This is a genomic window from Nocardia inohanensis NBRC 100128, from assembly GCF_001612945.1.
Lineage (GTDB): Bacteria > Actinomycetota > Actinomycetes > Mycobacteriales > Mycobacteriaceae > Nocardia > Nocardia inohanensis.
Window position 1 is genome coordinate 284,710 of sequence record NZ_BDBK01000016.1, and the last position, 13,292, is coordinate 298,001.

Annotated in this window: 12 protein-coding genes and 2 tRNA genes; 8 read left to right on the forward strand and 6 right to left on the reverse strand. The window is 68.1% G+C overall.

Going from position 1 to position 13,292, the window contains the following annotated elements; translation table 11 throughout:
* Positions 1–53: 53 nt before the first annotated feature.
* Both NI1_RS29450 and NI1_RS29455 read left to right on the forward strand, forming a co-directional pair.
* Positions 54–125 (forward strand) — tRNA-Gln (locus NI1_RS29450).
* A gap of 69 nt (positions 126–194) precedes the next feature.
* A tRNA-Glu gene (locus NI1_RS29455) sits at positions 195–267 on the forward strand.
* 58 nt (positions 268–325) lie between these two features.
* On the opposite strand, the gene NI1_RS29460 is transcribed toward NI1_RS29455, so the two are convergent.
* Both NI1_RS29460 and NI1_RS29465 read right to left on the reverse strand, forming a co-directional pair.
* The gene (locus tag NI1_RS29460) at positions 326–826 is read right to left on the reverse strand and encodes a pyridoxamine 5'-phosphate oxidase family protein (RefSeq protein WP_067827082.1); all 501 of its coding nucleotides are present in this window, start codon (positions 824–826) and stop codon (positions 326–328) included.
* 117 nt (positions 827–943) lie between these two features.
* Complete coding sequence (locus tag NI1_RS29465) at positions 944–1,645, reverse strand: IclR family transcriptional regulator (protein WP_067827085.1); 702 nt, start codon at positions 1,643–1,645, stop codon at positions 944–946.
* Between the two features lie 126 nt (positions 1,646–1,771).
* On the opposite strand from NI1_RS29465, the gene leuC reads away from it, so the two are divergent.
* From leuC to NI1_RS29480, 3 genes are all read left to right on the forward strand, one after another.
* Positions 1,772–3,196, forward strand: coding sequence for a 3-isopropylmalate dehydratase large subunit (leuC, locus tag NI1_RS29470; protein ID WP_067827087.1), 1,425 nt, complete (start codon positions 1,772–1,774; stop codon positions 3,194–3,196).
* 55 nt (positions 3,197–3,251) lie between these two features.
* Complete coding sequence (leuD, locus tag NI1_RS29475) at positions 3,252–3,860, forward strand: 3-isopropylmalate dehydratase small subunit (RefSeq protein ID WP_067827090.1); 609 nt, start codon at positions 3,252–3,254, stop codon at positions 3,858–3,860.
* Between the two features lie 157 nt (positions 3,861–4,017).
* A complete protein-coding gene (locus NI1_RS29480) occupies positions 4,018–4,653 on the forward strand; it encodes an HU family DNA-binding protein (protein ID WP_067827092.1) in 636 nt (211 codons plus the stop codon).
* A gap of 94 nt (positions 4,654–4,747) precedes the next feature.
* On the opposite strand, the gene NI1_RS29485 is transcribed toward NI1_RS29480, so the two are convergent.
* The 3 genes from NI1_RS29485 to cofC all read right to left on the reverse strand — a co-directional run bounded on the left by NI1_RS29485 (position 4,748) and on the right by cofC (position 8,819).
* Positions 4,748–5,704 carry an NUDIX hydrolase gene (locus tag NI1_RS29485; RefSeq protein ID WP_067827095.1) on the reverse strand — a complete coding sequence of 319 codons (957 nt, stop codon included), beginning with the start codon at positions 5,702–5,704 and terminating at the stop codon, positions 4,748–4,750.
* The gene (locus NI1_RS29490) at positions 5,701–7,929 is read right to left on the reverse strand and encodes an RNA degradosome polyphosphate kinase (protein ID WP_067827098.1); all 2,229 of its coding nucleotides are present in this window, start codon (positions 7,927–7,929) and stop codon (positions 5,701–5,703) included. Before NI1_RS29490 ends, NI1_RS29485 begins: the two co-directional genes overlap by 4 nt.
* Before the next feature lie 62 nt (positions 7,930–7,991).
* A complete protein-coding gene (cofC, locus tag NI1_RS29495; RefSeq protein ID WP_067827101.1) occupies positions 7,992–8,819 on the reverse strand; it encodes a 2-phospho-L-lactate guanylyltransferase in 828 nt (275 codons plus the stop codon).
* A gap of 296 nt (positions 8,820–9,115) precedes the next feature.
* Between cofC and NI1_RS29500 the strand changes: the two genes are divergently transcribed.
* Positions 9,116–10,111, forward strand: a complete 996-nt coding sequence (locus NI1_RS29500) for an NAD(P)H-dependent glycerol-3-phosphate dehydrogenase (protein WP_067827104.1) — start codon at positions 9,116–9,118, stop codon at positions 10,109–10,111.
* A 97-nt stretch (positions 10,112–10,208) separates the two neighbouring features.
* Complete coding sequence (locus NI1_RS29505; protein ID WP_067827107.1) at positions 10,209–11,312, forward strand: D-alanine--D-alanine ligase family protein; 1,104 nt, start codon at positions 10,209–10,211, stop codon at positions 11,310–11,312.
* A gap of 31 nt (positions 11,313–11,343) precedes the next feature.
* On the opposite strand, the gene NI1_RS29510 is transcribed toward NI1_RS29505, so the two are convergent.
* The gene (locus NI1_RS29510) at positions 11,344–12,024 is read right to left on the reverse strand and encodes a DUF3515 domain-containing protein (protein WP_157535399.1); all 681 of its coding nucleotides are present in this window, start codon (positions 12,022–12,024) and stop codon (positions 11,344–11,346) included.
* A 248-nt stretch (positions 12,025–12,272) separates the two neighbouring features.
* Here NI1_RS29510 and NI1_RS29515 point away from each other — a divergent pair, with 248 nt between their 5' ends.
* Complete coding sequence (locus tag NI1_RS29515; protein WP_439957322.1) at positions 12,273–13,256, forward strand: thiamine-phosphate kinase; 984 nt, start codon at positions 12,273–12,275, stop codon at positions 13,254–13,256.
* The last annotated feature ends 36 nt before the right edge of the window (positions 13,257–13,292 follow it).

The window sequence follows — 13,292 nt, forward strand, 5'->3', positions numbered from 1 at the left end:
GCCGGAAGCGACCGGGAAGCCACTCAGAGCGGCGGACCGAAAGCCCAGGTCAATGGGGTATGGTGTAATTGGCAACACAGCTGATTCTGGTTCAGCCATTCTAGGTTCGAGTCCTGGTACCCCAGCTCCGAGAGCGAAAGCTTTCGAAATTCGGAGAAGCTCCGGCGGTTTCGGCCGCCGTATTTCTCTGTCCTGGTCCCGTCGTCTAGCGGCCTAGGACGCCGCCCTCTCAAGGCGGTAGCGCGGGTTCAAATCCCGTCGGGACTACAAGGCGAAGGCCCCCGACCTGAACAGGTCGGGGGCCTTCGCTTTTCTCTTTGCCGAACTAGTCGGCGGCGGCGATGGTGGATCCGCCCAGCGGCATCGCGGGCAAGCCGAGTTTGCGGTGGTCCCAGCTGCGCACCCGCTCCGGGACGATGCGGATCGCGATGCGCTTGTTCAGCATCTGATCCACGAACGGCTTCATCTCTTCGCTGTACGGGCCGGTATACCGCTCCCAGACGCTGATACCCACCTGGAACAGGGCGTCGGGGTCCTCGACGATTTCCGCCTGGCCCTCGATCGAGACGCCGCGCAGCTGGTCGTAGGTATCGCCGGCCTCCAACAGCACGGTCACCCGCGGATCGCGGCGAATATTGACCGCCTTCTGCGACTTCGCCTTGGTCTCGAACCAGATCTCGCCGTCGATCAGGCCGAACCACATTGCGGTCAGATGCGGCATGCCCGTCGCGCTCAAGGTGGCGAGGTTGGCGATGCGGCTGCGCTCCAGGAACTCGGTGATCTCCTGTTCGGACATCACGATCTGCGCGCGTTGTTTAACTCCCATGGGCCGACTGTAATTTACGGCGTATGGCGGGCGTCACAGTGTGTCCGGTCGGTGCTGCTGTGGCCGCTGTTGCCGCCGGGGACCATGGTCAGGTATCCCCGGCGGCCCGAAAGTCCGTCAGATGCGCTTGTGGAGGGCATCGGCGGCGGCGACCAGGTCGGCGGCCCACCGCGCGCCCGGGCGGCGGCCCATCCGATCGATGGGCCCCGACACCGAGACCGCCGCGATGACCGCGCCGCTCGCGTCGCGCACGGGCGCCGAGACACTGGCCACGCCGGCGGCGCGCTCGGCCGCGCTCTGCGCCCAGCCGCGGCGGCGGACCTCGGCCAGGGCGCGTTCGCCGAATACGGCTTCGGGTAGGACGGTCCGCTGCAATTCGGGATCGGCCCAGGCCAGCAGGACTTTGGCGGCCGAACCGGCGGTGAGTGGAAGGCGCGCGCCGATCGGCACGGTGTCGCGCAGGCCCGCGGCGGGTTCCATGGCGGCCACGCAGACGCGGGCATTGCCGTCGCGCCGGTACAGCTGCACGCTCTCGCCGGTGATTTCCCGCAATTTGGGAAGAATGGTGCCGGCCGCGTCGAGCAGGGGGTCGCTGGCGGTTGTCGCCAGCTCCGACAGAGCCGGGCCGGGTCGCCACAGACCTTGGTTGTCGCGGGCCAGCATGCGATGCGTCTCCAGGCCCACGGCCAGGCGATGCGCGGTGGCGCGAGGCAGGCCGGTGCGGGTGCACAGCTCGTTCAAGCCGCAGGGTTGCTCGGCGACGGCGTGCAGGACCGCCATGGCTTTGTCCAGAACCCCGATGCCGCTATGCTGTCTCATAGAACGATATTAGCGTCTCGCATGTTGGGAAATGCAAACCAGGACCCCGACGCGGACGTGAGCCCGCGGCCAACAGCCCGGTTCGCGGAATTGTCTATCGAGCAACACCGAAGGGTGGAAACAGTCATGGCGCAGGCGCCACGCACTCTGGCGGAGAAGGTCTGGGAACAGCACGTCGTCGTTCGCGGCGAAGGCGAAGGCGAGCACCGCCAGCCCGACCTCATCTACATCGACCTGCACCTGGTGCACGAGGTGACCAGCCCGCAGGCGTTCGACGGCCTGCGCGCGGCCGGTCGCCCGGTGCGCCGCCCGGACCTCACCATCGCCACCGAGGACCACAACGTCCCCACCATCGACATCGACAAGCCGATCGCGGATCCCATCTCGCGGCTACAGGTCGAGACGCTGCGCAAGAACTGCGAGGAATTCGGTGTGCGCCTGCACCCGATGGGCGATCTCGATCAGGGCATCGTGCACGTGGTGGGCCCGCAGCTGGGCCTGACCCAGCCGGGAACCACGGTGGTGTGCGGTGATTCGCACACCTCCACCCACGGTGCGTTCGGCGCGCTGGCGATGGGCATCGGCACCTCGGAAGTGGAACATGTGCTGGCAACGCAGACTTTGTCGCTGCGCCCGTTCAAGACCATGGCCATCAATATCGACGGCAAGTTGCCGCCGGGGGTCACCTCCAAGGACGTGATTCTCGCCGTCATCGCGCAGATCGGCACCGGCGGCGGCCAGGGTTACGTGCTGGAGTACCGCGGCCAGGCGGTCCGTGAGATGTCCATGGAAGCCCGGATGACCATGTGCAACATGTCGATCGAGGCGGGCGCCCGGGCCGGCATGGTGGCCCCGGACGAGATCACCTACGAGTTCCTGAAGGGCCGCCCGCACGCCCCCCAGGGCGCGGATTGGGATGCCGCCGTGGCGGCCTGGGACGCCCTGAAGACCGACGAGGGCGCGAAATTCGATGCCGAGGTGCACCTGGACGCCTCCGCGCTGACCCCCTTCGTCACCTGGGGCACCAACCCGGGACAGGGTGCGCCGCTGGGCGACTCGGTGCCGGATCCGGAGCAGATCGTCGACGAGAACGAGCGCGCGGCCGCCGAGAAGGCGTTGCAGTACATGGACCTGAAGGCGGGCACCCCGCTGCGAGATGTCGCCGTGGACACCGTTTTCGTGGGTTCCTGCACCAATGGCCGGATCGAGGATTTGCGTGCCGTCGCAGAGATTCTGAAGGACCGCAAGGTCGCCGACGGCGTGCGCATGCTGATCGTCCCCGGTTCCATGCGGGTGCGGCTGCAAGCGGAAAACGAGGGCCTGGGCGAGATTTTCGTCGCGGCGGGCGCGGAATGGCGGCAGGCGGGCTGCTCGATGTGCCTGGGAATGAACCCAGATCAGCTTTCTCCCGGTCAGCGCAGTGCTTCCACCTCGAACCGGAACTTCGAAGGGCGACAGGGCAAGGGCGGTCGCACGCACCTGGTCTCACCGCTGGTCGCGGCGGCCACCGCGGTGCGCGGAACCCTGTCCTCACCGGCCGATCTGGACTGAATCAGCGTCCTTTTCGGCAAGTACCTTCGGCCCCAACAGACTCAGGAGAATCACAATGGAAGCCTTCAAGGTTCACAAGGGGATCGGCGTTCCGATGCGCCGATCCAATGTCGACACCGATCAGATCATCCCGGCCGTCTATCTGAAGCGCGTTACCCGAACGGGTTTCGAGGATGGCTTGTTCGCCGGATGGCGGCAGGATCCGCACTTCATTCTGAACACCGAGCCCTACAACCGGGGTAGTGTCCTGGTCGCCGGTCCGGATTTCGGCACCGGATCCTCACGTGAGCACGCTGTTTGGGCGTTGAAGGACTTCGGGTTCCGGGTCGTGATCTCCTCCCGCTTCGCCGACATCTTCCGCGGGAACGCCGGCAAGGACGGTCTGCTGACCGCCAAGATGGCCCAGAGCGATGTGGAATTGCTCTGGAAGTTGCTCGAGGAACAGCCCGGTTTGGAATTGGCGGTGGACCTCGAGGCGCGAACCGTGAGCGCCGGAACGGTCGTGTTGCCGTTTGATATTGACGACTACACGCGCTGGCGGCTGCTCGAAGGGCTGGACGACATCGGTCTCACCCTGCGGCACAGCGACGAGATCGCACAGTTCGAAAACGCAAGGCCGACTTGGAAACCCGCAACCATTCCGGCCCGTATTTCGCAGACGTAATCATTGGGGGGCGTTAGCTGAACGCCCCCAAACGTGGTTGCTGGACATGTGCCGTGCCTCGCTTTTTCGCGCGTCGCTCGTAGACTCTTGCCGCAGAAAGGTTTACCGTGGTACCTAGTCGGTCCGACGACGGGCCAAATAGTCTGCGGAGGATTCAATGAACAAGGCGGAACTGATCGATGTTCTGACCGAGAAGTTGGGTACTGACAGGCGCACCGCTACTGCAGCAGTCGAGCAGATGGTCGACACAATCGTGCGTGCTGTGAACAAAGGTCAGAGCGTCACCATCACCGGATTCGGTGTCTTCGAACAGCGCAAGCGCGCTGCGCGAGTGGCCCGTAACCCGCGTACCGGTGAAACCGTCAAGGTGAAGCCGACTTCGGTGCCGGCATTCCGTCCGGGCGCTCAGTTCAAGGCGATCATCGCCGGCAAGCAGAAGATCGCTTCGAGTGGCCCGGCCGTGAAACGCGGTGTGGCGGCTCCGGTGTCGGGTGGCAAGACCACGGCCAAGAAGGCGGCGAAGAAGACCACCGCCAAGAAGGCCGCCACCAAGGCTCCGGCCAAGACCACGGCGAAGAAGGCCGCTTCGAAGGCGCCCGCCAAGAAGGCCACCGCCAAGAAGACGGTCGCGAAGAAGACGGTCGCGAAGAAGACCCCGGCCAAGGCCGCCGCCAAGAAGACGGTCGCCAAGAAGGCCGCCACCAAGGCCACCGCTTCGAAGGCCACGGCCAAGAAGACGGCCAAGAAGGCTCCGGCCAAGAAGACCGCTGCCAAGCGCACCGCGCGTCGCTGACGGTTTCTTCGCTAGCAGGACAACGTGAAACGGCCCGGCGGATGCCGGGCCGTTTCGCATGTCGGGGGCCGGTTTTCGGCCCCCGAGCCGCTGGTCAGGATTTGAATTCGACGGGGATCAGCAGGCGGTCGAGATGGTCCGCGGCCACCAGGCGCCCGCCGTGCAGCGACAGCACCCAGACGCTGCCCTTGCGATTGCGGGCCGGTGGCAGCGTGATTCCGTCCTCCTCGGCCCATCGGGCCAGCAGATCCGGAATCACCTTGCCCTGACTGCAAATCACCGGCACGACGTCACGGTCGGCCAGGTCGCGGGCGCGTTTGCGGGCCGCATCCGGCGCTGCGCCGTAACCGGATTCGCTCAGCAACGGCTCCAATTCCACCGTCACGCCGAGCTTCTCGGCCAGTGGGGTAACGGTTTGGACACAGCGGGCCGGTGGGGCCGAGTAGATTTCGGCCGCCCCGAAGGCCAGCAGATTCGGCACCAGCCCGCGAGCCTGTGCGCGACCGGCCTTTTCGAGCGGCCGCTCGTCGTCGGGCCCGGCGAAGCGCTCCTTACGGCCCGCCTTGGCGTGCCGGACCACCAGCACGGTCGAGGTGTCGGCCGGTAGACGCAGGAAATTGCGGACGATGGTGCGGTCCATCGGATAGGACAGCGCGTCCATGATGCCGTCCACCCGATGCCACTGGAGCACATCGATTTCGGCATTGGACTCGAAATCGCCGTCCAGCACCCGGGCCGCCCAGTAGTCCACCCGCTTGAGTTTCCGGTGTCCGGTGACCGGATAGGTCACATGGCCGAGATAACGCCCCAGATGCGAATTCAGGCCCGTTTCCTCGGCCACCTCGCGTACGGCCGCCATCACGGCGGTCTCACCGGGATCCAATTTGCCCTTGGGCAGCGACCAGTCGTCGTATTTGGGGCGGTGTACCAGGGCGATCTCGACGGTGCCGTCCGCGGTGGGACGCCACAGCACGGCGCCCGCGGCCAGGATGTTGGGGCTGACCCGGGGGTCTACCAAATCGGCGGCGGGATCGGAGTTCTTCTTGCTCACTGGCGATCCGGCCGTCGCAGTCGCATCAGGTACTCCTGGTGGTCGCGCACCTGCACGCCCGGCGCCTCCGGATCGGGCTGCGCCACCCAGCCGCCGTCGGCTTGCAGCACCCAGCAGCGGGTGGCGGGGTCCAGGGCGGAGTCGAACATCTGGTTCAGCTGCTCGGACAGCCGCGGATCCTTCACCTGCGCCAGCACTTCCACCCGCCGATCCAGATTGCGATGCATCATGTCGGCGCTGCCGATCCAGTACTCGTTCTGCGCCCGGAAGTGCAGCACCCGCGAATGTTCCAGGTAGCGGCCGAGAATCGAGCGCACCTCGATGTTCTCGCTCATCCCCGCGACGCCCGGTCGCAGCCCGCAGATGCCGCGCACCACGATCTCCACCGGCACGCCGGCCTGAGAGGCGCGGTAGAGCGCGTCGATGATCTGCTCGTCGACGATGGCGTTGGCCTTCAGCCGGATTCGCGCCGGTTCGCCCTGCGCCGCCAACTCGGTCTCGCGTTCGATCCGCTCCACGATCCCGGCCCGTACGCCGGTCGGGGCGACCAGCAGGTTGCGGTAGTTGGCTTTTCGCGAATAGCCGGTCAGCGAGTTGAAAAGGTCGGTGAGGTCGGCGCCGATCTCCGGTGCGGCCGTGAGCAATCCGACATCTTCGTACAGGCGTGCGGTCTTCGGATTGTAATTACCGGTGCCGATGTGACAGTAGCGACGGATGGTGGCACCTTCGCGGCGCACCACCAGGCAGGTCTTGCAATGCGTCTTGAGACCGACCAGGCCGTAGACCACGTGCACGCCCGCTTGCTCCAGTGCGCGAGCCCATTTGATGTTCGCCTGTTCGTCGAAGCGGGCCTTGATCTCGACCAGTGCCACGACCTGCTTACCGGCCTCGGCGGCGTCGATGAGCGCGTTCACGATGGGGGAGTCACCGGAGGTGCGGTACAGCGTCTGCTTGATGGCCAGCACCTGCGGGTCGGCGGCGGCCTGCTCGATGAAGCGCTGCACGCTGGTGGAGAACGAATCGTACGGATGGTGCACCAGCACGTCGCCCTCGCGCAGGGCGGCGAAAACGTTTCGGGGCGTTTCCCGTTCGCCGAAGGCCGGGGGCGTGGCCGGCACGTACGGGGCGTCCTTGAGGTTGGGCCGGTCCACGCCGTACACCTGCCACAGGCAGGACAGGTCGAGCAGGCCGGGCACCTGGATCACGTCGGCCGGGTCGACGTCGAGCTCGCGCAGCAGCAGTTCGAGCATGTGCTCGGTCATGTCGTCGGAGACTTCGAGGCGCACCGGGGAGCCGAAGCGGCGGCGGGCGAGTTCGCGTTCCAGGGCCTGGAGCAGGTCCTCGTCGCGGTCCTCCTCGACCTCCAGGTCGGCATTGCGGGTGATGCGGAACGAATGTTGTTCCACCACTTCCATTCCCGGGAACAGCTGATCGAGGTGGGCGGCGATCAGTTCTTCCATCGGGAGGAAGGCGGCCATGCTGGACTGCCCGCCGGCGGAGTCGCGGCCGATGGGTTCGCGGCCGGTGGCGGCGACGGCGGTCTCGCGGCTGCCCAGGGTGCGGCGCACGCGCACGAAGCGATCCACATTGTCGGGCACCTTGACTCGGGCGAAGTGCTCGCCGCCGGTCACCGAATCCTTAACCGTCACGGCGAGATTGAGACTCAGGCCGCTGATGTAGGGGAACGGGTGGGCGGGATCGACGGCCAGGGGGGTCAGCACCGGGAAGACCTGATCCTGGAAATACCCGGACAGGCGCTGCTTTTCGGCGTCGTCGAGCTCGTTCCACCGGATGATGGCGATGCCCTCGGCGGTGAGCGCGGGCAGCACCTGGTCCAGGAAGACCCGGGCATGGCGCTCGGCGATCTCCTGGGTGCGAGCCGCGATCATCTCCAGTTGCTCGGTCGGCGACAACCCGTCCGCGGAGCGCACCGACAGCCCGGTCTCCGCGCGCCGCTTCAGCCCGGCCACCCGCACCATGTAGAACTCGTCCAGATTGGACGCGAAGATGGCGAGGAACTTGGCGCGCTCCAGCAGCGGCTGGGAATGGTCTTCGGCCAAAGCCAGTACGCGGGCATTGAAATCGAGCCAGCTCAATTCCCGGTTCACATACCGGTCCAGCGGCAGCGGCGGGGTCGCGGTGGGCGGTGGGGTTGCCGCGGGCGGCGCCGCGGGTAGTAGCGGCGATTGCTTGACGGTTTCCGTATCGCTCACTCTCACGATCATTCCTTATGTCGTGTGGTGGGTGCCGAACTGACACCGTCCATTGCAGCGCAGATCACGCCCGGTCAACACCGCGAGGAGTCGGTCCGCCGGACTTGTTTCACCGGGCGACACGCCCGCGACACGCCGATTTCACCCAGCAGCGTGCCCGTAGCCGCACCCACCCCCAACGCGGCCGCGCACTCCAGATCCGCCGCGGTGTCCACATCCTGACGCAACCCCGGCCAGTCCCCGAGCAACTCCACCGCCCCCGCCGCGATATGCCGCCGCGCCGAATCCGGCCCGAACAGCGGCTCCAGCCCCGCCCCGCCCCGCACCAGCAACGCCACCGTCCCACTCCCGGCGTGATCGGCGACCACCGAACGCCCCGGCCCGGCGGCGCTGAGCACGTCGGCCAGTTCAGGCGACCGCAGCGCTGGCAGATCCGCTTGCAACGCAAGCAGATCGACCGGGCCGTGCAGTTGTCTGATGGCGGCCGCGCCCGCGGACAACGCGGCGTTCAGGCCGCTCGTCGGCGGCGGCCCCGAGGTGGCGGCTTTGAGGCCACCGAGTGCCGCCGTGGCCCGGGCCCCGGCGGATCGCGGCGCCGTGGCGGGCATCGACTCACTCGGGGAGTAGAGGTTCCGCGCCGACGCGGCGGGGTCGGTCGCGAGGACAACGGGTTCCGGCAGCGCCAGCGCGCCGAGCTCGTGCACCAGGCTGGTCACCGCCGGATCGGGCGTCACCACGGTCACCGAGGCCACACCCGGCGTCGTGAGGGCGGCCGTGACGGTGTCGGCGAGCATGGCGAGCACCAGGCGGGTCCGATCCGGCGGGGGCAGCCGGTCGGCCAGGCGGCTCTTCGCCTGCCCGAGTGTCTTCACCGCGATCACCGCGTGCACGGACGGACGCATGCCCGAATCCTCCCACTCGAAGATGACGGGTGTGTGAGCGGCGTCGAATCGCGGGGTGCGGACACGCGCAGGGTTGGGCGGGCCGTGCGGACGCGCGGGGGCGGGGCGGGTGTGGTCATGCCGGGGGCAACGCGCGCGGCGGGCATTCCTATTCACCGTAGGTCGATAGGGACCCCAGGGTCGGTCGCCGCGGGTCGGGCGGTGCGCGGTCGGTCAGCGGTGTGCGCGGGTGGGCGGTGCCGAGTCGTTGTGCGGTGCTCGGCATGGCTTTTTCACAATCCGCCTATATTGAGCAGATGGCTAGGGCAGCGGTGCTGGGAGCGGGGTCTTGGGGGACCGCGTTCGCGAAGGTGTTGGCGGAGGCGGGGACTGAGGTCACGATGTGGGCTCGGCGGCCCGAGGTGGCGAAGGTGCTCGCCACCGAGCATCGGAATCCGTGGTATCTGCCGGATTTCGAGCTGCCGCCGATCGCGGCCACCGACGATCATCGGATCGCGTTGGCCGGTGCGGACATCGTGGTGCTCGCGGTGCCGTCGCAGTCGCTGCGTTCCAATCTGGCCGCCTGGAAGGAGCACATTCCCGGCGATGCCACGCTGTTGAGTCTCGCCAAGGGCATCGAGACCGGGACGCTGTTGCGGATGAGCGAGGTGATCGCCGAAGTCAGCGGCGCGGATCCGAGCCGGGTCGCGGTGCTGTCGGGGCCGAACCTGGCCAAGGAGATCGCGGCGCGGCAGCCGGCGGCGACCGTGGTGGCCTGCACCGACACCCTGCGCGCGGAGGCGGTGCAGCATGCCAGCGCCACCGGATACTTCCGGCCGTACACCAATTCGGATGTGATCGGCTGCGAGATCGGCGGTGCGTGCAAGAACGTGATCGCGCTGGCCTGCGGTATCGCCTCGGGAATGGGGTTGGGCGACAACTCGATTGCCAGCCTCATCACCCGCGGCCTGGCCGAGATCATCCGCCTGGGGGTGGCGGTCGGCGCGGAGCCGGTCACCTTCGCGGGCCTGGCGGGCGTCGGCGACCTGGTCGCCACCTGTACCTCTCCGCTGTCGCGCAATCGCTCCTTCGGACATGTGCTGGGCGTGGGCGGCAGCATGGAGACCGCGCAGGCGGCCACTCATGGCCAGGTCGCCGAGGGTGTGAAGTCGTGCACATCGGTGCGCGCGCTGGCCGAACGGCACGGGGTGGAGATGCCGCTCGCCAATGCCGTGCACCAGGTCTGCCACGGTGGCCTGTCCGCCGCCGAAGCGGTCGACCAGCTCCTGGGCCGCCGACTCAAGTCGGAGTGACCGGCCGGTTCGCACCTTCGTCCTGCCGCGTCCCCTGAACATGACCGGCCCGACCACGTAACACTGCCGCCATATTCGACCAGGTACGGTTCTGCCCATGACCAACAGGATCAAGGTGGCGGTGGTGTTCGGCGGGCGCAGCAACGAGCACGGAATCTCGTGCCGCTCGGCCCGTACGGTGCTGAGCGCCCTCGATCCCGAACGGTACGAGGCGGTTCCGATCGGGATCACACAGGACGGCACCTGGGTGCTCGGCACCGGGGACATGCAGACCCTTGCCCCGCAGGGCCGTGCGCTACCCGCGGTGGACGCCCAGGGCGGCACCGCGATGACCCTGTCCCTCGATCCGTCCCGCGCGGGCGGCTTGGTCGCGGCTGACGGCGCGGATGCCGCGCTCGGCAGCGTCGACGTGGTCTTCCCGGTGCTGCACGGCGCTTTCGGCGAGGACGGCACCTTGCAGGGGCTGCTGGAGCTGGCCGGTATCCCGTACGTGGGCGCGGGCGTGCTCGCCAGCGCGGCCGGCATGGACAAGGAGTTCACCAAGAAACTCCTTGCCGCCGAAGGACTTCCGATCGGCGACCAGGTGGTGCTGCGCCCCGGCGTCGCCACCCTGTCCGAGGCCGACCGCGACCGCCTGGGCCTGCCGGTGTTCGTGAAGCCCTCCCGCGGTGGGTCTTCCATCGGAATCACCAAGGTGGATTCCTGGGATGAGCTCGACAAGGCGATTTCGCTTGCGCGCGAGCATGATCCGAAGGTCATCGTGGAAGCCGGGATCGTGGGCCGCGAAGTCGAGTGCGGCGTACTGGAATTCCCGGACGGCCGGGTGGAAGCCAGTGTGGTGGCGGAGATCCGGATGCCCGAGCCGGACAATACCGACGGACCGGAGTTCTACGACTTCGACACCAAATACCTCGACGACGTCTGCGAATTCGACGTGCCCGCCAAGCTGGACGACGATGTGGCGCAAGAGGTTCGTGAGATGGCGGTGCGGGCCTTCCGGGCGCTGGACTGCCAGGGCCTGGCGCGCGTCGACTTCTTCGTGACCGCGGACGGCCCGGTCATCAACGAGATCAACACCATGCCCGGCTTCACCTCCATCTCGCTCTACCCGCGCATGTGGGACGCGGCCGGAGTGGACAACCGGACCCTGGTCGACACCCTCATCTCCACCGCGCTGGCCCGCGGCACCGGACTGCGCTGATCGAGGCGGCGCCGTCGGGAAACCCGCTGACTCAGTTGGGCAGCGGGTTCGGGTCGAGGGGCTGCTCGGGCATCGCCTTCTTGATGGCGTCCGAAACCTCTTGCAGCGGGGTCGGTCCGGCATTGTCCGGCTGGGTCAGGGCGACATACGTACCCCGGTCCACCGCCCACCAGGTGCCGGAGGTGACGCCGGTGGTCTGATCCCGGATCTCGAACCAGTTGACGCCGTTCACCACTTGCAAGGGTGAGGCGCGATTGAATTCGAGCGGCCGGTCCAGTCCACAGCGCAGCACGATCGGCTCACCGCCGTCGGGCAGCTGCCACGCCTTGGTGCCCTCCGGAGCGGGGGCGCGCAGTTCGGCAAGGGTGTAGTCGCCGATCTTCTCCGGCAGCGCGGGCAGCAGCGCACCGCACGCCGGACCGGTGGCGGCGGGGGCGGGAATCGAGCCCAGCGCCAGCGGTTCCCGCGCCGGGTTCCGGTTCGCCAGCACACCCATCACGAGCACACCCACCACCAGCGCCACCGGCAGCGCGATCGCCGTCGCGATGAGCGCCGGGGAACGGCCGGGGGAGTACTCGGCCTCCTCGGCCGGCTTCGCAGCGGCGGCATCGGTCTGGGCCGCGTCCGCCTTGCTCAGCGTCACCGATTCTTCGGCCGTCTCGGCGGCGTCCGGCGTGGCTTCCGGTTCGCTGTCGCGGGTGTCGTTGCTCATCCGGTCGTCGATCCCCGATCGTGCCGTGCGGGGCGCGGCGCGTCCCGGCTGGTGGTCGTCGTTTGCGGGTTCGAGGGTACCGTCGATGAGTTCGCCGCCCGAACCAGCTCACCGCGAAGGAGACCGTCATCACCGCCAGCAGCAGGCCCCACGCGCAGACGCCCGGAACCGGGCCGGTGGCGGGTGGTGCCCACGACCCCGTGGCCTCCGATCACGGTGCGGGCGACCGAGGTGCGGATGCCCGGGTGGTGGCCGGCGCGGACCCGCGAACGGTGGCCGAGGTGGGGGAATTCGCGCTCATCGCCCGGATCAATGCGGGGCGGCCGCAGTCGCCGGGTGTCTTGCTCGGGCCCGGCGATGATGCCGCGGTGGTGGCCGCGCCGACCGGACGGTTCGTGGTGACCACCGACATGCTGGTGCAGGACCGGCATTTCCGGCTGGACTGGTCGAGCCCGGTGGATATCGGCCGCAAGGCGATCGCGCAGAACGCCGCCGACGTGGTCGCCATGGGTGCGCGGCCGAGCGCGTTCGTGGTGGCGCTGGGGTGCCCCTCCGACACCCGGGTGGATTTCGTCGAAGGACTTGCGGACGGCATGTGGGCCGAGATCGCGCGGGCGGGCGGCTCCATCGCGGGCGGCGATATGGTGCGCAGTCCCTATCTGACGATTTCGGTGACCGCGTTCGGAGACCCGTATCGCGAACCCGTTCTGCGATCGGGCGCGCGGCCGGGCGATGTGGTCGCGGTGGCCGGGCGGCTCGGCTGGTCGGGGGCGGGGCTGGCGGTGCTGTCGGCGGGGCTCGAGTCCCCGGCGCTCGCGGCGGTCGATGCCGGGCTGATCGCGGAAGCGCTTGCCACGCACCGGGTTCCACGGCCCCCGTACGACGCCGTGCTGGAGTTGCCCGCGGACGCGCCGATCACCGCGCTCACCGATGTCTCCGACGGCCTGCTCGCCGATCTCGGGCATATCGCCGAGTCTTCGCGGGTGGCCGTCGATCTCGACGCGGCCGCGCTGCACGACCGCGCGCTGCAACCCCTCGCGACGGCGCTCGGCGCGGACCCCCTGGATTGGATTCTGGCCGGCGGTGAGGACCACGCCTTCGCCGCCACCTTCGCCGGTTCCGGTGCGCTGCCAGCGGGTTGGGTACCCATCGGACGGGTGGTCGAGGGCGCGGGCGTGACCCTGGACGGAACCCCCCGAATCGGACCTACCGGTTGGGAATCCTTCGCTTAGGAGACCCCGCTTCCGTCCTGAAAACCGGGACGATAG